Source organism: Paracoccus limosus (assembly GCF_009711185.1).
Classification (GTDB): Bacteria; Pseudomonadota; Alphaproteobacteria; order Rhodobacterales; family Rhodobacteraceae; genus Paracoccus; species Paracoccus limosus.
In genome coordinates, this window is sequence record NZ_WMIF01000036.1 from 1 (window position 1) to 24268 (window position 24268).

Below are 24268 nucleotides of genomic sequence, written 5' to 3' on the forward strand. Positions count from 1 at the left end.
AGCAGGCCGACATTGCTGATGGTAAAGCCGTCGACGTCCTTTTCCGGTGCGATGGCATTGATGACGGCCTCGGCGTCCAGATGCCCCGGCAGCGGCAGCTGCACCAGAATGCCATGCACCGCCGGATCGGCATTCAACTTAGCAATCAGCGCCATCAGCGCGTCCTGCCCGGTCGAGGCCTCAAGCTTGTGCTCAAAGCTCACCATCCCCGCTTCGCGCGTCTGGATGCCCTTGTTGCGCACATAGACCGCCGAGGCCGGATCCTCGCCCACCAGCACAACCGCAAGACCGGGCACAATCCCGCGATCCGATAACCCAGATACCGTCGCGGAAACTCGCCCGCGAAGCCGTTCTGCAAAGGACTTTCCGTCGATGATGCTCATGCCGGCACCTCCTGTCGTTCGGCGGCTTCGACCAGCGCGTGCCAGATCGTGCCGGCGGCCGAGCGCATGCCCAGCACCGCCAGCCGATCCGGCGCGCGGCGGATGACAAAGACGCTCATGTGATGAAATCCGGTTCGCGTGGCCGAGCCGGGGCCGAAACGGCGCGCATCGACATTGACCAGCTTTTCCAGAAGCGCGACCAGTTCGGCGGCCGGGCCCTGAATCTCGAAGGCGGTGAAGCCGTCGGTCTGTTCGGTGACGGACAGGCCGGGACCGGCCAGTTCCGCCGCCAGATCGCGCCCGGCGCCACCGGGAAACTCCAGCATCCATTGCCCGGCGCCAGTCCAGAATGCGGCAAGCCCCGCACCCTCGGCCCAGCCACCGGGGCCGGGCAGCACCAGCCCCAGCGCGGGGGCAGGCGCCCCGGCGCGCAGGGCCAGCGAGGCAAGGCCCAGCCCCGCGTCTTCGCGCAGGCTCAGCGCGCCGATGCGGCGGCTGGCGGGTTCGGCGCCGCCAAGGGCGCAGATCGGCTTCAGCTCAGTCACGGACACGTCCTCCTTCGGGGTCCACGAAATGCGGCGAGACGACACGCAGCACCACCTGCTGCGCCTGCAGCGGGTTGGCGGCGACGATCTGTTCGCCCAGTTGCGCATCGCCATTGTCCAGATAGCCAAGGCCGATGGCGCTGCCGACATGCGGCGAATAGCAGGCCGAGGTGATCCAGCCCTGATCGCTGGCAGTGTCCTGCGCCGCACCCTCGGCAAAGAGATGCGATCCCGCGACGACCGGCTGGCTGGCATCGACGGGTTGCAGCCCGACCAGCACGCGGCGTTCCGCCACCAACCCTTCGCGCCGCGACAGCACCGCCCCGATCGAGTCCTTTTTCGTGCTGACCATGCGGCCCATGCCCAGCATCTGCGCCGTGGTCTGGCCGTTCAGCTCATTGCCCGCCGCATGGCCCTTTTCGATGCGCAGCACGCCCAGCGTTTCGGTGCCATAGGGCGTGGCGCCCAGATCGGCGCCGATATCGATCAACCGCTCGATCAGCGCATTGCCGTAACGGGCCGGGACCGCGATTTCATAGGCAAGCTCGCCCGAGAAGCTGATGCGGAAAAGCCGCGCGCGCAACCCACCGCAAACCGTCAGATTAGCGCAGGCCATGAAGGGAAAGCTCTCGTTCGACAGATCGAACCCGTCCACCACGCGCTGCAACAGTTTGCGCGCATTGGGGCCGGCGACGGAAAGCTGCGCCCAGGCATCGGTGGTCGAGATCAGCTGCACGTCCAGTTCCGGCCACAGGCATTGCCGGCAGAACTCCAGATGCCGATAGATCGTGCCGGCATTGGCGGTGGTCGTCGTCACCACATATTGCGTCTCGGCCAGCCGAGCGCAGGTGCCGTCATCCCAGGCAAAGCCATCCTCGCGCAGCATCAGGCCATAGCGGACCATGCCGACCTTCAGCGATTTCATCGCGTTGCAATAGACGCGGTCCAGAAATTCGCCCGCATCCGCGCCTTGGACGTCGATCTTGCCCAAAGTGGTCACGTCGCAGATGCCGACGCCGGTGCGGGTGGCCAGAACCTCGCGGTCGACGGTCTGGCGCCAGGTGGTTTCGCCGGCGCGCGGAAAATATTGCGCGCGCATCCATTGTCCGACCTCGACAAAGACCGCGCCCTGACGGCTGGCCCAGTCATGCGTCGGCGTCAGGCGACGGGGGCGGAAATGCGTGCCGGTATCGCCGCCGCCCAAGACCGACAGCGCCACGGGTGTATAGGGTGGGCGGAAAATGGTGGTGCCGGTGCTCTGGATCGACTGGCCGGTCAGCTCGGCCATGACGGCCAGCCCGGTCACGTTCGAGGTCTTGCCCTGATCGGTGGCCATCCCCAGCGTGGTCCAGCGTTTCAGATGTTCGACCGGACGCATGTTTTCTTGATAGGCCAGCTTGATGTCCTTGACGGTGACATCGTTCTGGAAATCGACCCAGGCGCGGGATTTGCCCGGCACATGCCACAGTGGCTTCAGGTTCAGCGCCTGATCCTCGGCCTGCGGCAGATCGGGCAGGGTGGCAGTGATGCCGAGATCGGCCAGTGCCGCCTGCGCAGCCTTGGCACCCGAGACCAGCGCCTGGGCCGTGCTGCTCTGACCCGATGTCGCGCCTGCCGGGATCAGCCCGACCGGGCCGCCGGGACCGGCGACAAAGGCCTGCAATCCATCGTGCCAGACTGGCCGTCCGCGATGATGCGAGGCGATCTGGATATTCGGGTTCCAGCCGCCCGAGACGCCAAGCGCGCCGCAGTCGATCCATTCGCTGCGGCCATTGGCGGTGACCTCGATGCGGCTCAGGCCCAGCCGGCCCTTGGTGCCGGTGACATGGCCCTGAATGGTGCGATAGCCGGCACCAGAGGCTGCGGGGCGCGGGTCGATCACGGCGGCGATCTCGACGCCCTTGGCCAGCAGATCGCGGGCGGTGCGGTGGCCGTCGTCATTATTGGTAAAGATGGCGACGCGCTTGGCCGGGCTGACCGCCCAGCGGTTGGCATAGGCCCGCATCGCCCCCGACAGCATCACGCCGGGGCGGTCGTTGTCGGCAAAGGGGATATGCCGCTCGGTCGCGCCCGAGGCGAGGATGGCGCGTTTGGTGGTGATGCGCCACAGCGTCTGGCGCACGCGCTTGCCGGGGCTGGCCAGATGGTCGCTGACGCGTTCGACCGCGCCATAGATGCCATGGTCAAAGGCGCCCCAGACCGTGGTGCGGCGCATCACGCGCAGGTTGGGCAGGCCGGCGAATTCGGCCTCGATCCCGGCAATCCAGTCGGTGGCGGGCCGGTCCAGCGGCGCGCTTTCGGCCAGAAGCCGTCCGCCCAGCCGGAAATCCTCATCCGCGAGGATCACCTGCGCGCCGGCGCGGGCGGCGGTCAGGGCGGCGGTAAGTCCGGCCGCGCCGCCGCCGATCACCAGAAGGTCGCAATGCAGAAAGCCCGCGTCATAGGCATCGGGATCGGGCTCATGCGTCAGGCTGCCCAGACCCGCCGCGCGGCGGATCGCGGGCTCATAGAGCTTTTCCCAGAAGGCGCGCGGCCACATGAAGGTCTTGTAATAGAACCCCGCCGAGAAAAACGGCGACAGAAGGTCGTTCACTGCCAGAAGGTCGAAGCCGAGGCTGCCGACCTTGTTCTGGCTGCGGGCGGCAAGCCCGTCGAAGAGCTCGGCCACGGTGGCGCGGGTGTTGGGTTCCTGCCACGCGCCGCCGCGCAGCTCGACCAGCGCATTGGGTTCTTCCGAGCCCGAGGCAATGACGCCGCGCGGGCGGTGGTATTTGAAGCTGCGGCCCATCAGCCGCACGTCATTGGCCAGAAGCGCCGAGGCCAGCGTGTCGCCGGCATGCCCCTGATAGGTCTTGCCGTCGAAGGTGAAGGTCAGGCTGCGGCTGCGGTCGATCAGACCGCCGGACAGACGGGTCATGCCTTGGCCCCTTTCGCGTCGCGCGCCAGTTCCGCGCCCAGAATTTCATGCGTCAGCGTGTTGCGGGTGACGATCAGCCAGCTGCGGTCGCCCTGTTCGTGAAACCACAGCTCGCGGTGGATGCCGGCCGGGTTGTCGCGCAGGTGCTGGTATTCGTAGAACTGCTGTGCGGCGTCGGGGGCATGCGGGTCGGGGCGATCAAGCAGGCTCGCGTCACCCAGATAGGTGAATTCCTCGGCATCGCGCAGGCCCAGAAGGGGATGGGGGATCAGCATCTTGTGGGGCCCTCAGTGCAGATTGGGCGTGGCGCCCATGCCTTTTTCGTCGATGGGATAGCCGCGTTCGAACCGGTCCAGCCGATAGGCGCGGGCGGTGTCATGCGGCCTGTCGGTGGCCAGAAGATGGGCAAAGGCATAGCCCGAGGCGGGCGTCGCCTTGAAGCCGCCATAGCACCAGCCCGCATTCAGATAGAGGCCCTGGATCGGCGTGCGGTCGATGATGGGCGAGCCGTCCATCGACATGTCCATGATGCCGCCCCAGATGCGCAGCAGCCGCGCGCGCCCGATGGCGGGCATCAGCGCCATGCCGCCCTGGGCCACATCCTCGATCACCGCCATATTGCCGCGTTGGGCGTAGGAATTGTAGCCGTCGATGTCGCCGCCAAAGACCAGCCCGCCCTTGTCCGACTGGCTGACATAGAAATGCCCGGCGCCAAAGGTGATGACCCCGTCGATAAAGGGCTTCAGCCCCTCGCTGACAAAGGCTTGCAGGACATGGCTTTCGATCGGCAGGCGCATGCCCGCCTGCGCCATGACCCGGCCGGACGAGCCGGCGACGGCCACGCCCACCTTTTTCGCGCCGATATAGCCGCGCGAGGTCTCGACCCCCTTGAGGGTGCCGTTTTCGATGCGAAAGCCGGTGACTTCGCAATTCTGGATCAGATCGACGCCCGCCAGATCGGCGCCACGGGCATAGCCCCAGGCCACGCCGTCATGGCGCGCGGTGCCGGCGCGGCGCTGCACCAGCCCGCCCTTGATCGGGAAGCGGGCATTGTCGAAATTCAGCCATGGATACATGGCGCGGACCTGTTCTCGATCCAGCAACTCGGCATCGGCACCGGCAAGGATCATGGCGTTGCCGCGCCGGCGATAGGCGTCGCGCTGCGCATCGGTATGGATCAGGTTCAGGATCCCGCGCTGGCTGACCATGGCGTTGAAGTTGAATTCCTGCTCCAGATTCTCCCACAATTTCATCGAGAACTCGTAGAAGGGTTCGTTTCCCGGCAACAGGTAGTTCGAGCGGATGATCGTGGTGTTGCGTCCGATGTTGCCCGAGCCGAGCCAGCCCTTTTCCAGCACCGCGATGCGCGCCTGCCGAAAGGTCGTGGCAAGGTAATAGGCCGTCGCGAGGCCATGCCCGCCACCGCCGACGATGACGTAATCATAGGCGGGCTGCGGTTCGGGGTTGCGCCAGATCGGCTTCCAGCCCTTATGGCCGGTCAGTGCCTCCTTGATCACCCTGAAGCCTGAATATCGCACGGCCCAAGACCTCCGATTCGCGTTTCCTGATTAGAAGTTAGCGCGCGCCGCAGCGGCAGATTTGTCTGCAAGGGACAAATTCTTGCCAATCCGGGACAGAGCGCGTCATATTCATGAAAGATCACGAAGGCCCGCCATGCCCCCCTCTGCCGCTTTGCCATCCCCGCCCACCCGCATCGGCTTTGTGCTGACGCCGGATTACTCGCTGATGTCATTGGCTGCCGCGGTCGAGCCGCTGCGTGCCGCCAACCATCTGGCCGAGCGCGAGCTTTACCGCCCGCTTTACCTGTCGAGCGACGGAGGTTTTGCCGCCTCGACCTCGGGCGGCGGCTTTCAGGCCCAGCCGCTGGCACAGGCCGGGGCGCTGGATCTGGCGCTGGTCGTGGCGGGCGGCAATCCGATGCAGTTTCACGACGCGGCGCTGGCGCGCGGCCTGCGGGCGCTGCAATCGCGCAAGGTGCCGCTGGGCGGCATCTCGGGCGGGGCGGTGATTCTGGCGCGGCTGGGGTTGATGGAGGGGCGGCGCTTTACCCTGCATTGGGCCCATGCCGATGCCTTGGCCGAGCAGCGCCCCGAGCTGTTGATCGAACGTGCGCTCTATGTCGTTGACCGCGACCGCTACAGCTGCGCGGGCGGGGTGGCGGCGCTCGACATGATGTGTGCGCTGATTGCGCGCGACCATGGCGCGGGCTTTGCCCGGCAGGTCGCGGAATGGTTCATCCATCAAGGCACCCGTGCCGCCGAAGAGCCGCAGCTGGGCCCGGTGGCCGAGCGGTTCGACCTGCGCCACCCGCTGCTGGCACAGGCGGTCGAGCTGATGTTCAGCCATCTGGCCGATCCGCTGTCGCCCGAACAGGTCGCGGCTCAGGTCGGTTGCAGCCCGCGCCAGTTGCAGCGCCTGTTCAACGACCGGCTGGGGGTGCCGATGATGCGCTTTTACCGCGAGATGCGGCTGAAAAAGGCCGATGAGCTGGTGCAGCAGACCGCCTTGTCGATGCTGGACGTGGCGCTGGTGACCGGGTTTTCCAGCGCTGCGCATTTTGCCCGGCTCTATGCCGAGCGTTTTGGACAGCCGCCCAGCCGGCGGCGGCAGGCGCTGCGGGACCGGCCCGGCACGCCCGCGCGGCGCGGCGGCTGACCGGCCCGGCGCCAGATATCGAAAAGGCAACAGGGCAGGGGCCCCGCCTGCCGGACGCGGCCCCGGCCCATGCCACGGACGGGCAGGGGCCGGGGCCGCGCACCGGCGGATTGCCGCAAGACCGTCCAGCCGGCGCGCCGGGGCGCGGTTGCGGTTGGACAAGAGCGGTGGGAGCAGGACCACCAGCGGGCCCGCATCTGGCGATGCCGGCCCGCTGGCGTGCCACCTCCCTGTCTGGGGGGCATACCTGCTAAACTCACAATATCCCACATGGGCCGGGCGATGTGCCCGGCGCAGGAGAGGCTACTGGTTACTGTTCACTCATCAACACCAGACCCGCTCTCCGACGAGCCGAAAGCAGCTCCTTCGACGAACAGTCGAAGCAAGACCGAACCATACGGTATATTTCGGGTTGCGAAATTTCCGATCATGTCATCTGGTGCTGCCGAAAAGGCAACAGCGGGAAAACCCATGCGAAAGGACTCGGCAACAGCGGACAACGCCGCCCCGCCCACCCGTGGACAGGCGCTGTCCCCGGCGCTTTTGGCGCGGATTTTTGTATCAGGCGGCGCTGGTCCACTTCAACGCGGTGGCCGAGCATCTGTCGGTGCGCGAGGCCTCGCGCCGGCTCAATGTCGCGGCCTCGGCGGTGTCGCGCCAGATCAGCCAGCTGGAAAACGCGCTTGGGGTCGAACTGTTCATGCGCGACCGGCAACGCCGGCTGACGCTGTCGCCGGCGGGCGAGATCCTTTATGCCCATACCCGCAATCTGGGCGAGATCCTTGATGTGGCCGTGGGCGAGCTGGAGCTGCTGCGCGGGCTCAAGACCGGCACCGTGCGCATCGCGACCGTGGAAAGCGTCGGCATCGCCTTTCTGCCCGAGATCATCTCGGAATTCGGCCGCCGCTATCCGGGTCTGCAGCTGGAGGTCTCGATGGTGTCGGCCGCCGAAGTGGTCGAGCGGCTGGTCAGCGAACGGGCCGAGGTCGGTTTCGGCTTTATCACCGACCGCAATCCGCAGGTCAGCATCGCCCTGCAACGCGATGTCAAGATCGGCGCCGTGCTGCGCCACGACCACCCGCTGGCCGGCAATCGCGGCCCCATCGGCCTGTCGGAATGCCTGCAACATCCGCTGGCGATGGCGACGCCGGAAATCTCGATCCGCAAGGTGGTCGAGCCGTTTCTGATGCAGGCGACCAAGACCCTGCCGCCGCTGGTCGAGGTCGATTCGATCCGCATGCTGGTCGAACTGGCCCTGACCGGGCGTTATGTGTCGATCACCACGCCCATCGGCGCGCAGACCGACATTGCCGAGGGGCGGTTGGTGTTCCGCCCGCTGGTCGAGGAAGGGCTGCCCGAAAACCGCTTTGGCCTGATGGTGCGCGCCGGCAGCAACCTGCCGCTGGCGGCGGCGGTGTTTCTGGAACATGCGCGCAACCAGTTCCAGCGCATCGACCTGCCCGGCGCCAGCAATCCCGATGACGCCGAGCCGCACGACCGCGCCACCACCCGGCACGGGTGATCTGGCGCGGATGCCTGGCGGCGGGTGATCCCGCCCGCCGGCCTTTCTCCATGAAACCTCCATATATCCTGCGCGATTCGTCGACGCCGGGATGTCATCGGGCGGCTCGATGCCCGATGATGGAGTTCCGCGATGACGCCCCGCCCCCTGAAGCCGCTTGCGCTGGCCGCTTTCCTTGCCTTTGGCCTGCTCTCTGCCAGCGTGGGCGCGGCGCAAGAGACCGAGGCCGTGCGGCTGACCGTCGCGGTGCTGGCACCCGAGCGCGTGGTGCTGCGCGACGAATTTCCCGGTCGAGTCGCCGCCCTGCGCCGGGTCGAGATCCGGCCACAGGTCGGCAGGCTGATCCTTGAGCGTCCGGTAGACGAGGGCGCGCGCGTCGCGGCGGGGGATGTGCTGTTCCGCATCGACCCGGCGCCCTTGCAGGCCGAGCTGGCCACCGCCGAGGCGGCGCTGGCGCGTGCCCGTGCCGCCGAAACCCATGCCCGCCGGGCGCTGGAACGTTCGGATGCGCTGCTGACGCGCAACGCCACCAGCGCCGAGCGCAACGAGATCGCCCGCAACGATCTGGCGCTGGCCGGCGCGGGGCTGGCCGAGGCGCAGGCGCTGGTCGAACGGCGCCGGCTTGACCTTGGCTATGCTACCCTGCGCGCGCCGGTGGCGGGATATGTCGCGGCGGGGCTGGCCGATATCGGCGGGCTGGCGGTGCCGGGGGCCGAGCGGGCGCTGGCGGTGGTGCAGGATCTGGACCGGGTCTATGTCGATCTGCGCCTGCCGGCCGCGCGGCTGGATGCCGTGCAGGCCGCCGCCGCGCAAGGGCTGGGCGAGGTCGAGATCCTGACCGATGGCGGCCGAGCCTATCCACAGCCGGGACAATTGCGGTTTTCCGATGTGATCGTCGATCCGGGCACCGGCAATGTCTCGGTCCGGGTCGAGGTCGACAATCCCGACATGGCGCTGTTGCCCGGCATGTTCCTGCGCGCCCGCCTGCCGCGCGGGGTGCTGCCCGCTGCGCTGCTGGTGCCCGAGGATGCTGTGCTGCGCAATGGCGGCGGCGGGGCGCAGGTGGTCGTGGTTTCGGACAAGAATCAGGCGATGCGGCGCGATGTGGTTCTGGGCGATGCCGTCGGGGACCGGGTCGTCGTCGCCTCGGGCCTGCAGCCGGGCGAACGCGTGGCCATCCGCGGACAGGACCGCGTCCCCGAGGGCGTCCCGGTGGCCGTCACGCTGGCCGCTGTCCCTGAAATGACAACCGCAGCGACCGAGCCCGCGCTGTCGGTCGCCGGCCACTAAGGGATCACCGCCATGTCGCAATTCTTCATCGACCGCCCGATCTTTGCCTGGGTTATCGCCATTTTCATCGCGCTGGCCGGCATTGTCGCGATCCCGCAACTGCCGGTGGCGCGCTTCCCCGATATCGCCCCGCCCAGCGTCAGCATCTTTGCCACCTATGCCGGGGCCGATGTGCAGACGGTCAGCGACAGCGTGATCCGTCCGATCGAAAAGGAACTCTCCAGTGTAAAGAATGTCTTGTATTACGAATCTACAGTAGATTCTACAGGAGGGGCCAATATCTTCGTGACCTTCCGCCCCGGCACCGACCCCGAGCTTGCGCAGGTCGATGTGCAGAACCGCATGAAGAACGCCGAACCCCTGCTGCCCGAGACGGTGCGCCGCGCCGGCATCGGCGTCGAGGGCGCGGAATCGGGTTTCCTGATGGTGATCACGCTGAAATCGCGCGAGGGCAAGACCGATGAGCTGAGCCTTGGCGATTACCTGACCCGCAATCTGGCCGAAGAGCTCAAGCGTCTGCCCGGCGTGGGCCGGGTCCAGCAATTCGGGGCGGAGCGGGCGATGCGGGTCTGGGTCGATCCGGCCCGGCTGGCGGCCTATGGCCTGACCATGACCGATGTGACCGAGGCCATCGCGCGCGAGAATGCGCAGGCGACGCCCGGCCGGCTGGGCGACGAGCCGACCGTGCCCGGCACCCGCGTCTCGGTTCCGCTGACGCTGCGCGGGCAGCTGACCTCGCCCGAGGCCTTTGCCGCCATCCCGCTGCGGGCGCAATCGGATGGCGCGCGGCTGCTTCTGGGCGATGTCGCGCGGGTCGAGCTGGGCGCGCAGACCATGGCTTTCAGCGTCAGCAGCAATGGCAAGCCCGCCGCCGCCGCCGCCATCCAGATGTCGCCCGGCGCCAATGCCGTGCGCACCGCCGCCGCCATCGAGGCGCGGCTGGCCGAGCTGCGCCCGGCGATGCCCGCCGACATGGAGGTTTCGGTGTCCTACAACACCGCGCCCTTCGTGAAGGTCTCGATCACCAAGGTGGTGCATACGCTGATCGAGGCGATGGCGCTGGTGTTTCTGGTCATGCTGCTGTTCTTGCAAAAGCTGCGCTATACGCTGATCCCGACCATCGTCGCGCCGATCGCGCTGGCCGGCACCTTCGCGGTGATGTGGCTGGCGGGCTATTCCATCAACGTGCTGACCATGTTCGGCATGGTGCTGGCCATCGGCATCATCGTCGACGACGCCATCGTCGTGGTCGAGAATGTCGAGCGAATCATGATGCGGCAGGGCCTGTCGCCTCGCGACGCCACCCGGCAGGCCATGCGCGAAATCTCGGGTGCCATCGTCGGCATCACGCTGGTGCTGGCCGCCGTCTTTGTGCCGATGGGGCTGGCCGGTGGCTCGGTCGGGGCGATCTATCGCCAGTTCACGCTGTCGATGGCGGTGTCGATCCTGTTCTCGGCCTTTCTGGCGCTGACGCTGACGCCGGCGCTATGCGCCACCATCCTCAGGCCGGCCACGGGCCATGCCACCGGCGGTATCTTTGGCCGCTTCAACCGGGGCTTTGATGCGCTGACCGCGCGCTATACCGGCTGGGTCGGGATCGCGCTGCGGCGGGGCGGGCGGATGCTGGTGGTCTATGCGCTGCTGCTGGCGGTGCTGGCGGTGGGCTATCTGCGGGTGCCGACCTCATTCGTGCCCGAAGAGGATCAGGGCAGTTTCATGGCCATGATCGAACTGCCCGCCGGGGCCACCGCCGAACGCACGCGCGAGATCGTCGCCGCCTATGAGGCGCATACCGCCACCCGCCCCGATATCATCGAAAGCACGGTGATCCTTGGCTTTGGCTTTTCCGGCTCGGGGCCCAATGCCGCGCAGGCCTTTACCAGCCTGCGGGACTGGGACGCGCGCCAGAGCACCGTGAACGAGGAAATCGCCGCCGCCGAGGCCGCCATGGCCAATATCCCCGAGGGCACGGCGATGATCATGAAGCCGCCTGCCATCGAATCCCTTGGCACCACCTCGGGCTTTTCGCTGCGGCTGGAAGATCGCGCCAATGCCGGGCCCGCTGCGCTGAAGGCGGCCGAGGACCGGCTGATCGCGCTGGCCGGGCAAAGCCCGCTGCTGAGCGGGGTGATAACCGAGGGCTTGCCCGACGGTGCCAGCATCGCCTTGCAGATCGACCGGCAAAAGGCGCAGGCGCTTGGCCTGTCCTTTACCGCGATCAATGACACCATTTCGACGGCCATCGGCTCGGGCTATGTCAACGACTTTCCCAATCAGGGCCGCCTGCAGCAGGTGATCGTGCAGGCCGATGCCCCGGCGCGGATGCGGCTTGATGACGTGCTGCGTCTTGAGATGCGCAATATCGACGGCGGCATGGTGGCGCTTTCCGAGGTGGCGACGCCGGTCTGGCAGGCCACGCCGCTGCAACTGGCGCGCTATAACGGCTATCCGGCCGCGCGCATCTCGGGCTCGGCGGCGGCGGGCGTGTCCAGCGGTGCCGCCATGGCCGAAATCGAGCGGCTGGCTGCCGAACTGCCGCCGGGCTTTGGCATCGAATGGACCGGCCAGTCGTTGCAGGAACAGCAATCGGCCAGTCAGGCACCGATGCTGCTGGCGGCCTCGATGCTGGTGGTGTTTCTGGTGCTGGCCGCGCTTTATGAAAGCTGGTCAATCCCTCTGGCGGTGATGCTGGTGGTGCCGCTGGGCGTGCTGGGCGCGGTGCTGGCGGTGCTGGCGCGGGGGGGCGACAATGACGTGTTCTTCAAGGTCGGGCTGATCACCATCATCGGCCTGTCGGCCAAGAACGCCATCCTGATGATCGAATATGCCCGCCATCTGCGCGAACAGGGTCAGGGGCTTTACCGCGCCACGCTGCAGGCGGCGCGGCTGCGCCTGCGGCCGATCCTGATGACCTCGCTGGCCTTCATCCTTGGGGTGGTGCCCCTGATGCTGGCGCGCGGCGCCGGATCCGAGATCCAGAATGCCATCGGCACCGGCGTGTTCGGCGGCATGGTCTCGGCCACGGTGCTGGCTGTCTTTTTCGTGCCGGTGCTTTATGTGACGGTGGCCCGCATCGGCCGCCGCCGCCGCGCCGGCCAGATTCAGGAGGCCAAGCTGTGACCAATGCCCTGATCCTGATCGTCGAGGACGAACCCGAGATCGCCGAGATCCTTGAAGCCTATTTCGCGCGCGAGGGCTATCGGGTGATCAGCGCCGGCGACGGGCCGACCGGCCTTGCCCATCATCAGCGGCTGCGCCCCGATCTGGTGGTGCTGGACATCAAGTTGCCGGGGCAGGACGGATATGAGGTGCTGGCCGCGATCCGCAGGCGCGGCGAAACCCCGGTGATCATGGTCACCGCTTTGGCCGAGGATCTGGACAAGCTGCAGGCCCTGCGCATCGGCGCCGATGATTACGTGGTCAAGCCCTTCAACCCGCTCGAAGTGGTGGCCCGCGCCCGCGCCGTCCTGCGCCGCACGCTGGGCCATGCGCCCGAACATCTGCTGCGGTTGGGGCCGCTGACGGTCGATCCCGGCGCCCATCGTGCGCAGGTCGAGACGGGCGCGGGTCCGGTCGCGCTGGAGCTGACGCCGACCGAATACCGCATCCTTGCGCAGATGGCGCGCTCGCCCGGCCGCGCCTTTGGCCGGGGCGAGCTGGTCGATGCCTGCCTGCCCGAGGGCGAGGCGCTGGACCGCACCGTCGACAGCCATGTCAGCAACCTGCGTCGCAAGCTGGCGGCGGCGGGGGCGGACGGCATGCTGAGCGGCGTGCGCGGCATCGGCTATCGGCTGGAGGCGCCCCATGGCGGATAATCTGAACGCCCGCATCACCCGCGCGATGATCGCGCTGACACTGGCGGCCATCGCGGTGGTCTATTTCGGGCTGATGGCCTATTTCGTCTTCATCTACGACTGGCTCTATCCCGATACCCATGACGAGCGTTGGCGGATGGGCGACAGCGTCATGGTGGGCCTGCTGCTGACCATCGGGTTGCTGACTGCCTCGCTGATCGGTTGGCGGCTGGCGCGGCGGATCGTGCAGCCGCTGAAATCCGTGGCCGGCGCCGCGCGGCTGGTGGCGGCGGGCAATTTCACCGCCCGCGCCGACCTGCCCGCCGGCAGCTATGGCGAGGCGCGCGAGCTGGTCGCCGATTTCAACGACATGGCCCGGCGGCTGCAACGGGCCGAGGCCGAACTGGCCTATTCCAATTCGGCCATCGCGCATGAATTGCGCACGCCGCTGACCATCCTGCGCGGGCGCCTGCAAGGGCTGATGGATGGGGTCTATGCCCCCGATCCGCAGCTTTACGGGCGGCTGATCGCCCATGTCGATGAGCTGGCGCGGATCGTGGATGAGTTGCGCACCCTTGCGCTTGGCAATGCCGGGCAGCTGGACCTGACCCTTGCCCCGATGGATCTAGCGGCTGAGGCTGCCTCGGCGCTGGCGATGCTGGGCAGCGAACTGGGGGTGGCCGGCATCGCCACCAGCAGCGCGCTGGCCCCGGCCGTCACCGCGGGCGACCGCGCCCGGCTGCGGCAGGCCTTTGTCGCGGTGCTGGAAAACTGTCGCCGCTATGCGCCGCAAAGCCATGTCCATGTCGAGACCGGCGTTGCGGACGGGGCGGTGTTCTTTCGGTGCAGCGATACCGGGCCGGGTCTGCCCGCCGAGGGCCGTGCCCGCGCCTTCGACCGCTTCTGGCGCGCCGACGATTCGCGCGGGCGCAGCCTTGGCGGCTCAGGGCTGGGCCTGCCCATCGTGCGCGCCATCGCTCGCGCCCATGGCGGCGAGGCGCTGATCCTGCCGCCTGCCGGGGCGCCGGGCCTTGCGGTCGAGATCCGGCTGCCCCGCGACGGGGCAGGCTAGCTCAGGCCTTGCCGATCCATGGCAGGAAGCGGCGCTCGACCCAGCGCAGGCCCAGTTCGGACAGGGTGGCAAGGGCCGAGATCACAAGGATGCCCGCGATCACCATGTCGGTGACCAGAAATTGCGCGGCGGATTGGATCATATAGCCCAGGCCGCGCGTCGCCGCGACCAGTTCGGCCGCGACCAGCGTGGTCCAGCCCGCGCCAAGCGCGATCCTGATGCCGGTCAGGATCGAGGGTAGGGCGGCGGGCACCATCACCTCGCGGATGACCTGCCAGCGCGTGGCGCCAAAGGTGCGCGCGGCCTGGATCTGGCTTTCCGATGCTGCCCGCACGCCCGAGGCGGTCGAGATGACGATCGGCGCCAGCATGGCGATGGCGATGACCAGCACCTTGGACAATTCGCCAATGCCGAACCAGATGATGATCAGCGGCAGATAGGCCAGCGGCGGCAGCGGCCGGATGAATTCGATCAGCGGGTCAAGGATGCCGCGCCCGATGCGCGAGGTGGCGATGACCAGCCCCGCCGGCACGCCCACCGCCATCGCGGCCAGCAGCGCGCCGCCCACCCGCCACAGGCTGGCCGCGACATGCTGGGCCAGCGTCGCATTGGCATAGCCCTGACCTGCCACCCGCTGCAGTGCCGCCCAGACCCGGGCCGGCGAGGGCAGAAACAGCGGCGAGGCCCAGCCAAGGGCCGAGGCCGCGCTCCACAGGATCAGCAGCCCGCCGATCGTCGCCAGTCCGACATAGCGGGCCCATGACAGCGCCGGCCTGCGCCTGCGCGGCACCGGGGCGGGTTGCGTGATCGGAAGGTCAACCATGAACCGGCTCTTTCCCATGGATGGCGGCCAGCAGGCGCTCGCGCGCGGCGATGAAGGCGGGCTCGGATTTCAGGGCGCGGGGATCTTCGCCACACAGGAAGCGGCGGCCAAAGTCGAAATCCTCGCGATGCACGATGTGCCCCGGCGCGGGCGCCAGCACGATGACCGAGGTGGACAGGAACACCGCCTCCTCGACGCTATGCGTGATCAGCAGCGCCCCGGCATGGCTGTCCTGCCACAGCCGCAGCAACAGCTCGTGCATCTGGTCGCGCGTCATCGCATCCAGCGCGCCCAGCGGTTCGTCCATCAGCAGAAATTCGGGCTCGGAGGCCAGCGCGCGGGCCAGCCCGACCCGCTGGCGCTGACCGCCCGAAAGCTGCCAGATCGGCTTGTCGCCATGGTCCTGCAGGCCGACCTCGGCCAGCCATGCCCGCGCCCGTTCCGCCCGCGCCGCCGGCGCCATGCCGCGTAGCTTCAAGGGCAGGGCGACGTTTTCGCGCACGCTGCGCCACGGGTATAGGGCATCGTCCTGAAACACCACGGCGCGATCCGGGCCGGGGCCAGTCACCGGCCTGTCATCAACGCTGACCTGCCCTGAGGAGGGCGCCACAAAGCCGCCCGCCAGATTCAAGAGCGACGTCTTGCCCGATCCCGACCGCCCGATGACCGAGATGAATTCACCGCGCGCGAGCGTCAGCGAGACATCGTGCAGCACCGCAAGGCCGGCGCCGTAATGCAGCGACACATGCGACAGGGCCAGCGATCCCGCCCGCGATGCCATCGGCCTAGTTCCGCGCGGTTTCGGTTTTCAGCGCGGCCTCGGCAAAGCCCGCATTCACCGCGCCGTTGTAATCGTCCAGCGCCGTGGCCGAGCCCTGCTCCTGCAGGAATTGCGCGGTCGCCTTGATCGCCTCGGCGGTGCGGCCGCCCAGAAATTCGGGGCTGGTCTGATCCTTGAGCCCGGCAAAGGCATAGCCTTTCAGCAGGGCCGGAACCTCGGCCACAGGGGCGCCGGTCAGCTCGGCGATCCGGGCCGCATTCTGCGAGCCCGCGCCCCAGGCGTCGGGATGGGCCAGATAGTCATCGGTGATCTCGCCCGTGACCTTGACGAAGGCGGTGATCACGTCGGGATGCTGCTCGGCGTAATCCTTGCGCACGATCCATGCGTCAAAGGTCGGCCCGCCCCAGGTCGCGACATCGGCGCTGTCGGCCAGCACCTTGCCGCCGCTGGACTTGATCTGGTTCAGCACCGGATCCCAGATATAGGCGCCGTCGATGTCGCCGCGTTCCCATGCGGCAGCAATCTCTGGCGGGCGCAGGTTCAAAAGCTGCACATCGGCCGGGGCGATGCCCCAATGTTTCAGCGCCGTCAGCAGCGAATAATGCGCGGTCGAAACGAAGGGCGTCGCGATCTTCTTGCCCTTCAGCCCCTCGGGGCTGGTCACGTCCTTGACAGCCAGCGCCTCGGCCTGGGCGATATTGCCGACGACATAGATCGTCTCGATCGGCAGCCCCTGCGAGGCGGCGGCGGCCAGCGGCGACGAGCCGACATAGCCGATGTCGATCGACCCCGAGGCAAGGGCCGCGATCACATCCGCGCCGCCGCCGAACAGGTTCCAGGTGATTTCGGCGCCGGTTGCCTTTTCATACTGCTGGCCGGCCTGCGCCACGCGCGAGGGCTCGACGATCTGCTGCCAGCCGATGCGCAGGCTTTCGGCGCCGGCCGGCAGCGCGACTGAGGCCAGAAGCCCGGCAAGGGCGATGCGGGACGAAAAACCGATGAGAGACATGTCACAACTTTCCAAGGGTCAGGGCGCCGGCTGGATGCCCGCGCCGAATTGACGACAAAACTGACCGAGATTTCTCTGCCGCGCCATTCCATATCCCGACACGGGCCGCGTGCGATCTTCTCTTTCCTGCCGGGCGCGGAGAGAATTTTTCCATGGTGCCGGGGCAGGGCCTGTACATGCTCGTCACTTGCGCGACACCTATCAAATAGGGTACCCCCCTATGCTATGAGCCATACCATCAAGCACAAGACCAAGCTGCTCGCCCGCGTCCGCCGTCTGAAAGGCCAGATCGAGGCGGTCGAGCGTGCCTTGGAGACCGAGGCCCCCTGCGGCGAGATCCTCAATCTGACCGCCTCGATCCGCGGTGCCGTCAGCGGGCTGACGGCCGAGTTGATCGAGGATCACATCCGCGAACATATCTCTAACCCCGATCGCGACGAGGATGGCGCGCGTGCCGAGGCCGCGGCCGAGCTCATCGCCATCATCAGGACCTATCTGAAATGACGAACCCGAGCTCCCGTCTCGCCGCGCCGCACGAGCATGTGTATCTGGGCGACAATCACCACCGCAACGAACGGCGGACCTGGCTGGTGATCGCGATCACCGCCGCGATGATGGTGGCCGAGATCACCGCCGGCAATATCTATGGCTCGATGGCGCTGGTGGCCGATGGCTGGCACATGTCGACCCACGCCGGCGCGATGCTGATCGCCGCGCTGGCCTATCGCTATGCGCGCCGCAATGCCCGCAACACGCGCTTTACCTTCGGCACCGGCAAGCTGGGCGATCTGGCCGGCTTTGCCAGCGCGGTGGTGCTGGCCCTGATCGCGCTGCTGATCGGCTGGGAAAGTCTGGTGCGGCTCTATGCGCCAGTCGAGATCGACTTTCGTCAGGCGATTGCCGTGGCTGTGATCGGCCTTGCGGTTAATCTGCTGTGCGCATGGTTGCTGCGCGACGACCACGACCATCACCATGGTCACCATCACGACCACCACGCGCATGGGCACGACCACGATCACGGGCATGAGCATGGCCACGATCATGAGGCGGGGCATGACACCGGGCACGCCGCCGACAATAACCTGCGCGCGGCCTATCTGCATGTGCTGGCCGATGCCTTTACCTCGGTTCTGGCCATCGCGGCGCTGACGCTGGGCAGCATCTATGGCTCGACATGGCTCGACCCGATGATGGGCATCGTCGGCGGGCTGGTGATCGCGCGCTGGTCATGGGGATTGATCCAGAGCACCGGGCGGATCTTGCTGGACTACACCCCCGAAGACGAGAGCCTGCCGCAAGAGATCCGCACCGCCATCGAGACCGGCTATGACCGCGTCACCGATCTGCATGTCTGGCAACTGGGCCCCGGCCATCATGGCGCCATTGTCGCGATCCGCTCGGAAAACCCGCAGGCGCCCGCCGCATATCGGGCCCGGCTGTCCCATCTGCACGACCTGTCGCACCTGACCATTCAGGTCGAACCGGCGGTGTAAGGGATCGCGACGCGGTCGCTGTAGGGGGCGGTTTCCTCAACAGCGACCTTATCGCCAGCCTTGGCTCGGTTCCGGGCAAAGGGAACGCGAAGCCAGCCCCGCGCACGGGAAAGGGCAGCGGCCCTGCCGTTCTGGCCCAATACCCCCGGAGATCGGGTGGGCGGTTCTGGGGCTCAGCCCGATATCGCAACCCTCCGGCACAAGATGCGAGCCAGATCGGCTGCAAGCGGTCGTGCAAACGCATCCCCCCCGGAGCGAGTGTTCGGAGCACTTGCAGCGCCCAGCCGCAGCGCCTTACATCGCGGCGGCGCGCGACCTGCGCCGTGCGCAAGCTGTCGTCCAGCGCCTCGACGCGCTGAAGCTCACGCTCGCTCGTCAAAACAAGTCCCATGCAGAACCCTCATGTCCCGCCGATCCGGCCAGCATCTGAAATGACGGCCAATAAGAGGCCATGGCCGTAAAATTTCTTCATTGGAATCAATGACTGTTTTCGAATCCGGCGGCGGTTCTGTTCCATTCCGAGGGCAAATAACGCCCATCGAAACTCGCCTGTGACCTCTGATACGCAACAAAAAAAGCCGCCCATGATGGGCGGCTCGCAAGAGTTCAGGCTTGGATAAGGGTCAGATGTCGGATCGGCGGAAGATTTGAGTCGCCAAGGGCATGCCTGACAGAATCGGCAAGATCCCGCGCTGCTGCAAGGCTGCATGCATTTCCGCGATCGTCGTGCCTTCAGCTTCGGCCAGTTCGCGGATCGAGATATGGTCGTGCTGGAACCGTTCGAAGTCGGGCTTCGCGACCTGATGGCGACGTTTCAGCGGGCCGATGAGCGGCACAACGCGCCGGATGATCGGCGCTCCGCTCTCGTCGGGAATGCGCATGATGTTCTCGAGGATCTTCACCTCGACGCTTAGTTCCTTTGCCGCGTCTTCCTTCGAGATTGCGGCCGTCATCGGTGGCGCCTCCAGGATGCGCAGCAGCTGGCGTTCATCGATCAGCAGGCCATCAAAATCGGTTCGCCCGACCAGGCCATAGAGGTCGAGGCTCCCGGACAGGACCAGCCGAATGATCCGGTCGACTTGCCAATGTGCGTGGCGCGCGGCCACGCTCAGGGTGGCGAACTGGACGGGGACAACCTCAAGGGTGGTGGCGTTTTCGAAGAGAATGGCCAGAAGGTCGTGGACTGAGTCCAAGCTGACCCGCTTCAGGGCATCCGCGTCGCGATCGAAAATAATCCTGTCGTCCAAGACCCTTTTGACCAGTCCCGCATTGAGGATCGCCGCTGCCGTCGTCGTGTCGCAGCCAAGATGGGCGGAGAGTGCGTTGGCGGGAACCGATCCCCGCAACTCGCACGCGATAGCTTCGCTTTCGGTCGCGTCGAAGGTAAGCGCATTCAAAGGTCGACCGTCATCTGCCGACAACAGCCCCAGGCCGGCGAATACGTCTCTCACCTGCAACCTGGACATTCCGGACACCGCGGAGAGTGTGGCCAGGTCATGTCGACGCCGCGCAGGCACCACCTCCCCGAAGATCTCATCGCCGGCTGCGAGAGGAATATTGTCCAGATGAACCGCCGATTGACCTGCGGGTCATAGCCGGCAATCTCGATCAGGCGTTCGGTGCCGCTCAGGATGACGACGACGGAATTCGGACCTTTCATCAGGCCCTTGATCATCTTGAGCATGTCATCGATTTCCCGGGTTGATCGGGAAAGGAACAGATCCTGTGCCTCATCGAACCAGATCGTGGTTGCCCCGGTCGCTGCGATCCGGTTCTTCACCAGGTCGAGGAGTTCCCAGGCGCTGGTTCGGGACGATACCCTGGTCAGGCCCATTTCCCGCAGAAGGGCACGCAGGATGCTGCGCAGGGTTGCGGGACTTTCGACCTGCACCTCAAGGACACGGGGCGCTCCGGTTTCGTGATGGGTGCCCAAGGCCGGGAACTCCTGCAAGACATTCCGGATGGCGGTGGTCTTCCCGCCGCCCGCCGGCTCGATGAGGATGATGCCGCGGCTTTCCAGTCCCGCCGTGAAACGGACAGGTTCGGCGGTGATCTGTCCCGTTTCATCGACGTGGAGGAGGCGGCAAAGCTGTGCCTCAACCTCCCGGTCGCGTTCGGTGACGACATGACGCGCGCGAAGCTGCGCCATGAGGGGGGCAATGGCGGCATGACGGGTCTGGGTATCGGTGTTCATCATCGTCATCCTTTTGCCTTGCCATCGAATTTCGGGCCGCGATCGGGCTTGGGAAGCGCGGCCGCCTCGCTTCCGACGTTCTCCATGGGCGCACGCGGCTGAATGGTCCGGCCGTAGTCGTCAGCGGTTTGATGGGTGCGCGGGGTATCGGGCCGCACCTCGAAGCTCATCATCACCTCCTCGCGCGCGGCGAGGCGCTTTTCCGACCAGTCCTGATTGATGACCTTGTATTCCAGCTGCTGGCGGTGGTTCATCGCCTGGATATCCTTGATCGCAGCATGGACGACGCTTTCATCGAAGGCCTGGCGCTTCGGATCGCTTGCACGCAATGCCCGAACCGAGGCGTCCCATTCCGCGGCGCTGAGCCCATCGAGCGCCTGGCCAAGCAGGCCATTGCGATGAACGCTGCGCGCTTCGATCCAGCGGTTTTCGACGCAGACAGCAATCCTGCCGATATCGGTATGGTCCCAGCGGACCTCGACATCGTGATCCCCATGGGACAGGTGCCTGTGCGCCAGCACTTCGTCGTGATAGCGGATGCCGCCGACGGTGATGCCGGTCTTGCTCAGCTGTCGCATGATCGGAACCCCGAAGGCGATCCGGGTGGTGGCGCGGGTTGGCAAGGCGTGAAGCGGATAGTTGCCGTCCTCCATGTCACGGCCCCACTGCTGCAGCGGCGTCAGGCCTCCAAGCCCTTCGTGCGGCGTGTTGTGATAGATATCGACGACCCAACGCACGATGGCGTAGGCCAGCTGTTCGGTGGTCAGGCAGGCCCGCTCTTCCGAAGGATGATCGCCGCGCTCGAGAACGTTCGAGAAAACCCGACCGGACAGACGCGAAAACAGGCTCATGATGGCGGTGCGGAACAGCCGCTCGATCATCCCCCGCATGCCCGGAGCGCCGGCAACGGTCCGCAGGAGGCCGATACCGAGATTGGCATAGGTGTCCGTAAACTCAATGGACCGGAATACGCCATTGTCCGTCACCAGACCTTCGGGCTTGCCGCGATGCGACCACGGGGTCAACGCGCCTACGGCATCTGCAAACTCACCCTTGTCTTCCAGGACCATGCGCAGGCATTCGCTTGCGGCGGTCGTTTTCGGCTCGTTGGTGAGCTTCATCCCAAGGATCATGCGGGTGCGGCAGTCGATTGCGAATACCAGCCACCAGCGGCGCTTCTTGTTGTCCAACCCCATTTTCACCAGTTCTTCCGGCGTGAAGAGCTGCAGAAGGCCGGCCTGCGCCATGATCGTGATGAGATCGATTTTACACTCGTCCATCTCGACGCGTTCCAGAGGGCGGCTGACCTCAAGGCCCCTGGTCACGGGTTTCATCCGCTTCAGGGCCTCACGGTGGCCATAACGCTCGACAAGTCGGGTGAGCTCATCGATGCCCTTGATGAAGGATCGGACGGCATCGCGGCTCGGAATCCGCATCTCCGTCAGGCCTTGTTCCCGCCGCACTGCATTCTTCTCCAGAAATACGCGCCGGACCTCCGTCACCGTCTGCGCGACGCTTGGACGGTTTAAGTCGAGATAGAACTCGCGGATGACGTTCGACAGCAGCCCCTGCTCGTCAGTGGTGAAGTGTCCGTTCTTGTTGCCGCGGTTGCAGCACTTGTCGCGAAGCGCCCACTTGCCGCCCACCTTCATCGCCGCTGACCATTTGCGAAGCTTCCGCGGCGCAACCGCCTCCGGACGGGCCGCCGTCTGGCCACCTTGAGGTTTGCGGCCACCATTCTCGCGGTATTCGCGCACACGTTCGACAAAATCGGGGGTAGGCCCGGTTTTGCTCAGATATTCCGCCGCGGTATCGCGGATCAGGTCCATATTGGCCGCGATGCTTTCATCGGTGCGCTTGATTCTGGCCGCACCCGCGTCGTTGTCCGACAAGACGTCGAACGCCATAACCAGGGCATAGCGGGCGTCGACGCGTCGACGTTCCGCATCAGACAGCGTCGGCGCGATGACGTCGATCTCGTTGCGCAAGGTCGTGCTGCGCTGCGCTACGGGCAGATAGAACTCCGGCTCGTGGTGGATTTCCCGCGCAGCATTCATCCGACGCAGCTGGGCATAGCTGAAGGTTTCCGAAGGGCCGGCACCATCGGCGGGCTGGAGCACCACACCCTCATCGGTGGCGTAAACCAGACGCATCGATTTTCCGGGCATGCCGGGCAACATCCCAACGGTCGGGAAGGTGATCCTGTCATGCTTGCCGATGATGAACTGGGGCAGGTGGCGGTCGATTGCGGTCATTGGATGGTTCCTTTCCGGAAAATGAGGATGTCAGGAGTGAGCCGATGGCCGGGCTGGCCAACGAGCGCGCGCATTCGGACCAGGCGAAGCAAGGCGCGATAACCACGTTCGGCCAGGCCGAGGTCGCGTGTGAGATCGCGCAAGCTGCGACCGCCCACGAGGTGTCTCGTCAGCTCCCAGGCTGCCGCATCGGCATCGGGGTCGGGGTGGGGGTCGCGAAATGCCGCAAGAGCATGGGCGTTGTGCAACTCGACAGGATCGATGTCTTTCTCGGTGAGCAGACGGACTTCGTCTGCGAAGTTCCTTTCCTGCACCCAGAACGAGACCGTTTGCATATGCGTGATGAAGTCCTCTCCCGGCATCTGGTGCTCGCCGCGCTTACGGGTCCGGGCGTCGGGCTTTACCGTGCATGCGATCCGCCGCCCGTCGACTTCGGTCACATAGAAGTCGAAGATGTGCCGCGTCTTGCTGTCCTTAAACGGATAAGGAAACGAGACTTGCTCGCGAAAGTCATAGGTCTGCAGCCTGGAGTTGATGATGAAGGCATGGCTGCGTTCCAGCCCGGACTCGCATTGGATGCGGACCCCTGCGCCGTGACCCAGCACGTCATGGGCTGTGCAATGCCGGTTCGAGGCGATGGCAATGTCGCGCTCCGCCTTGGAGGGCGTAGGCAGGACCACTGCATTTTCGAGGCCCGAAGCGAGAAGGGGTAGCGCGAGCATGGGCTCGATCGGATTATTCACGTTCATTGGGGATGGTTTCCTCATGGGGGATCGGTCTCCGCCCGGTCGGGCGGATGCGGTCTCGTGCCCCGATGACCAAGGGCCGATCGGGATGAGGTTTCCTGCCGGGATGCAGGCATGGCGGTGCCGTCCTTGCCCCGCCGGATTTACGGACGGGGCAAGGTCGGCCTGTCAGCCGTTCCCGGAAAGAAGCCTGCTATGTTGAGGAGGATCGTCGCCCATGGCGGATCCTTGCGGCGGACCGCTGAATCTGCTAAAGGAGCAGTATGAGAGCTGGAGGGCTTCGGTCTTCCTGATAACGATCACGTCGGAATGCTCCAACATTCCGGCGTTTTCGTATCTGGGGGCATCAGATCTTCATCGTTTCATCCTTCCGAAGTTTGCGAGATTGTCGCGCGGGACATTATCCCGTGACCCGGCGGATTGGAAGAAACAACGTCTTATCAATGGGTTGTTCTGGCGGCTAAAAGGGGTTCCGTTTTTCGAAGCCCGATTGGCGCCAGGGGAGGGCAGGTCTTGTGGACCGGCCACCGCAAGCCGCGACAGACAGTTCTTCCGCTCCGGTCCGGATCGGGCTGTCAATCGGCATCCAAACGGCCCCCCCGATCGGCGCCCAAAAGTGACCCCTTTGGCGCGCGGTTGAGCGTAAGCGCGACGACGAGGCCCTATGCAGCGAGGCTTGACGCTTGGTCGTAGCACCAGGGCATGAGGTCCTCGATGCGGGATCTGGGGTGTCCGTCGAGGATGGCCCGGAGGGTATCGGCGAGGTAG

Annotated in this window: 21 protein-coding genes; 8 read left to right on the forward strand and 13 right to left on the reverse strand. The window is 66.1% G+C overall.

What is annotated here, in order from left to right; translation table 11 throughout:
* From GL279_RS17325 to GL279_RS17345, 5 genes are all read right to left on the reverse strand, one after another.
* Positions 1-383 (reverse strand): tetrahydrofolate dehydrogenase/cyclohydrolase catalytic domain-containing protein (locus tag GL279_RS17325; protein WP_281348997.1); only part of this gene is annotated, 383 nt, incomplete at its 3' end.
* Positions 380-928, reverse strand: coding sequence for a sarcosine oxidase subunit gamma (locus tag GL279_RS17330; protein ID WP_343039846.1), 549 nt, complete (start codon positions 926-928; stop codon positions 380-382). The genes GL279_RS17325 and GL279_RS17330, both read right to left, overlap by 4 nt.
* Positions 921-3845: a sarcosine oxidase subunit alpha family protein gene (locus tag GL279_RS17335; protein WP_155065886.1), complete on the reverse strand. Its 2925-nt coding sequence runs from the start codon at positions 3843-3845 to the stop codon at positions 921-923. The genes GL279_RS17330 and GL279_RS17335 overlap by 8 nt, the downstream gene beginning before the upstream one ends.
* A complete protein-coding gene (locus GL279_RS17340; RefSeq protein ID WP_155065887.1) occupies positions 3842-4120 on the reverse strand; it encodes a sarcosine oxidase subunit delta in 279 nt (92 codons plus the stop codon). Before GL279_RS17340 ends, GL279_RS17335 begins: the two co-directional genes overlap by 4 nt.
* A 12-nt stretch (positions 4121-4132) precedes the next feature.
* The gene (locus tag GL279_RS17345; RefSeq protein ID WP_343039847.1) at positions 4133-5383 is read right to left on the reverse strand and encodes a sarcosine oxidase subunit beta family protein; all 1251 of its coding nucleotides are present in this window, start codon (positions 5381-5383) and stop codon (positions 4133-4135) included.
* 136 nt (positions 5384-5519) lie between these two features.
* On the opposite strand from GL279_RS17345, the gene GL279_RS17350 reads away from it, so the two are divergent.
* The 6 genes from GL279_RS17350 to GL279_RS17375 all read left to right on the forward strand — a co-directional run bounded on the left by GL279_RS17350 (position 5520) and on the right by GL279_RS17375 (position 14199).
* Entirely contained in the window at positions 5520-6521 is a 1002-nt protein-coding gene (locus GL279_RS17350; protein WP_155065888.1) for a GlxA family transcriptional regulator, read from the forward strand.
* 556 nt (positions 6522-7077) lie between these two features.
* A complete protein-coding gene (locus GL279_RS19180; RefSeq protein WP_170294012.1) occupies positions 7078-8043 on the forward strand; it encodes a LysR family transcriptional regulator in 966 nt (321 codons plus the stop codon).
* 132 nt (positions 8044-8175) lie between these two features.
* On the forward strand, positions 8176-9333 hold the full coding sequence (locus GL279_RS17360) for an efflux RND transporter periplasmic adaptor subunit (protein WP_155065890.1): 1158 nt from the start codon (positions 8176-8178) through the stop codon (positions 9331-9333).
* 12 nt (positions 9334-9345) lie between these two features.
* A complete protein-coding gene (locus GL279_RS17365; protein ID WP_155065891.1) occupies positions 9346-12453 on the forward strand; it encodes a multidrug efflux RND transporter permease subunit in 3108 nt (1035 codons plus the stop codon).
* Positions 12450-13148 carry a response regulator gene (locus GL279_RS17370; RefSeq protein ID WP_343039848.1) on the forward strand — a complete coding sequence of 233 codons (699 nt, stop codon included), beginning with the start codon at positions 12450-12452 and terminating at the stop codon, positions 13146-13148. Before GL279_RS17365 ends, GL279_RS17370 begins: the two co-directional genes overlap by 4 nt.
* Positions 13138-14199 (forward strand): ATP-binding protein, encoded by a 1062-nt coding sequence (locus GL279_RS17375; protein WP_155065892.1) that lies wholly within the window; start codon positions 13138-13140, stop codon positions 14197-14199. Before GL279_RS17370 ends, GL279_RS17375 begins: the two co-directional genes overlap by 11 nt.
* Before the next feature lies 1 nt (position 14200).
* On the opposite strand, the gene GL279_RS17380 is transcribed toward GL279_RS17375, so the two are convergent.
* From GL279_RS17380 to tauA, 3 genes are read right to left on the reverse strand one after another with little or no spacing between them, the layout of a single operon-like run.
* A complete protein-coding gene (locus GL279_RS17380) occupies positions 14201-15022 on the reverse strand; it encodes an ABC transporter permease subunit (protein WP_246175372.1) in 822 nt (273 codons plus the stop codon).
* Entirely contained in the window at positions 15015-15803 is a 789-nt protein-coding gene (locus GL279_RS17385) for a taurine ABC transporter ATP-binding protein (RefSeq protein ID WP_155065894.1), read from the reverse strand. Before GL279_RS17385 ends, GL279_RS17380 begins: the two co-directional genes overlap by 8 nt.
* A 4-nt stretch (positions 15804-15807) precedes the next feature.
* The gene (tauA, locus tag GL279_RS17390; RefSeq protein ID WP_155065895.1) at positions 15808-16812 is read right to left on the reverse strand and encodes a taurine ABC transporter substrate-binding protein; all 1005 of its coding nucleotides are present in this window, start codon (positions 16810-16812) and stop codon (positions 15808-15810) included.
* Positions 16813-17037: 225 nt separating this feature from the next.
* Between tauA and GL279_RS17395 the strand changes: the two genes are divergently transcribed.
* Together GL279_RS17395 and dmeF are read left to right on the forward strand one after the other, a co-directional pair.
* Positions 17038-17316: a metal/formaldehyde-sensitive transcriptional repressor gene (locus GL279_RS17395; protein ID WP_155065896.1), complete on the forward strand. Its 279-nt coding sequence runs from the start codon at positions 17038-17040 to the stop codon at positions 17314-17316.
* Positions 17313-18305 (forward strand): CDF family Co(II)/Ni(II) efflux transporter DmeF, encoded by a 993-nt coding sequence (dmeF, locus tag GL279_RS17400; protein ID WP_155065897.1) that lies wholly within the window; start codon positions 17313-17315, stop codon positions 18303-18305. The genes GL279_RS17395 and dmeF overlap by 4 nt, the downstream gene beginning before the upstream one ends.
* 623 nt (positions 18306-18928) lie before the next feature.
* On the opposite strand, the gene GL279_RS17405 is transcribed toward dmeF, so the two are convergent.
* From GL279_RS17405 to GL279_RS17425, 5 genes are all read right to left on the reverse strand, one after another.
* Complete coding sequence (locus GL279_RS17405) at positions 18929-19771, reverse strand: hypothetical protein (protein ID WP_246175373.1); 843 nt, start codon at positions 19769-19771, stop codon at positions 18929-18931.
* On the reverse strand, positions 19753-20499 hold the full coding sequence (locus tag GL279_RS17410) for an ATP-binding protein (protein ID WP_246175374.1): 747 nt from the start codon (positions 20497-20499) through the stop codon (positions 19753-19755). Before GL279_RS17410 ends, GL279_RS17405 begins: the two co-directional genes overlap by 19 nt.
* Positions 20500-20504: 5 nt before the next feature.
* A complete protein-coding gene (locus tag GL279_RS17415) occupies positions 20505-22754 on the reverse strand; it encodes a Mu transposase C-terminal domain-containing protein (RefSeq protein ID WP_155065898.1) in 2250 nt (749 codons plus the stop codon).
* Positions 22751-23503, reverse strand: coding sequence for a hypothetical protein (locus GL279_RS17420; protein ID WP_155065899.1), 753 nt, complete (start codon positions 23501-23503; stop codon positions 22751-22753). The genes GL279_RS17415 and GL279_RS17420 overlap by 4 nt, the downstream gene beginning before the upstream one ends.
* A gap of 659 nt (positions 23504-24162) precedes the next feature.
* On the reverse strand, positions 24163-24268 hold a 106-nt coding region (locus GL279_RS17425), incomplete at its 5' end, for a transposase domain-containing protein (RefSeq protein WP_155064130.1).

Excerpts from the sequence above, each read along its gene's own strand:
- GL279_RS17335 (WP_155065886.1), bottom strand. The coding sequence starts at position 3,845 with ATGACCCGTCTGTCCGGCGGTCTGATCGACCGCAGCCGCAGCCTGACC.
- GL279_RS17340 (WP_155065887.1), bottom strand. The coding sequence starts at position 4,120 with ATGCTGATCCCCCATCCCCTTCTGGGCCTGCGCGATGCCGAGGAATTC.
- GL279_RS17350 (WP_155065888.1), top strand. The coding sequence starts at position 5,520 with ATGCCCCCCTCTGCCGCTTTGCCATCCCCGCCCACCCGCATCGGCTTT.
- GL279_RS17360 (WP_155065890.1), top strand. The coding sequence starts at position 8,176 with ATGACGCCCCGCCCCCTGAAGCCGCTTGCGCTGGCCGCTTTCCTTGCC.
- GL279_RS17365 (WP_155065891.1), top strand. The coding sequence starts at position 9,346 with ATGTCGCAATTCTTCATCGACCGCCCGATCTTTGCCTGGGTTATCGCC.
- GL279_RS17375 (WP_155065892.1), top strand. The coding sequence starts at position 13,138 with ATGGCGGATAATCTGAACGCCCGCATCACCCGCGCGATGATCGCGCTG.
- GL279_RS17380 (WP_246175372.1), bottom strand. The coding sequence starts at position 15,022 with ATGGTTGACCTTCCGATCACGCAACCCGCCCCGGTGCCGCGCAGGCGC.
- GL279_RS17385 (WP_155065894.1), bottom strand. The coding sequence starts at position 15,803 with ATGGCATCGCGGGCGGGATCGCTGGCCCTGTCGCATGTGTCGCTGCAT.
- tauA (WP_155065895.1), bottom strand. The coding sequence starts at position 16,812 with ATGTCTCTCATCGGTTTTTCGTCCCGCATCGCCCTTGCCGGGCTTCTG.
- GL279_RS17395 (WP_155065896.1), top strand. The coding sequence starts at position 17,038 with ATGAGCCATACCATCAAGCACAAGACCAAGCTGCTCGCCCGCGTCCGC.
- dmeF (WP_155065897.1), top strand. The coding sequence starts at position 17,313 with ATGACGAACCCGAGCTCCCGTCTCGCCGCGCCGCACGAGCATGTGTAT.
- GL279_RS17405 (WP_246175373.1), bottom strand. The coding sequence starts at position 19,771 with ATGTCCAGGTTGCAGGTGAGAGACGTATTCGCCGGCCTGGGGCTGTTG.
- GL279_RS17410 (WP_246175374.1), bottom strand. The coding sequence starts at position 20,499 with ATGAACACCGATACCCAGACCCGTCATGCCGCCATTGCCCCCCTCATG.
- GL279_RS17415 (WP_155065898.1), bottom strand. The coding sequence starts at position 22,754 with ATGACCGCAATCGACCGCCACCTGCCCCAGTTCATCATCGGCAAGCAT.
- GL279_RS17420 (WP_155065899.1), bottom strand. The coding sequence starts at position 23,503 with ATGAACGTGAATAATCCGATCGAGCCCATGCTCGCGCTACCCCTTCTC.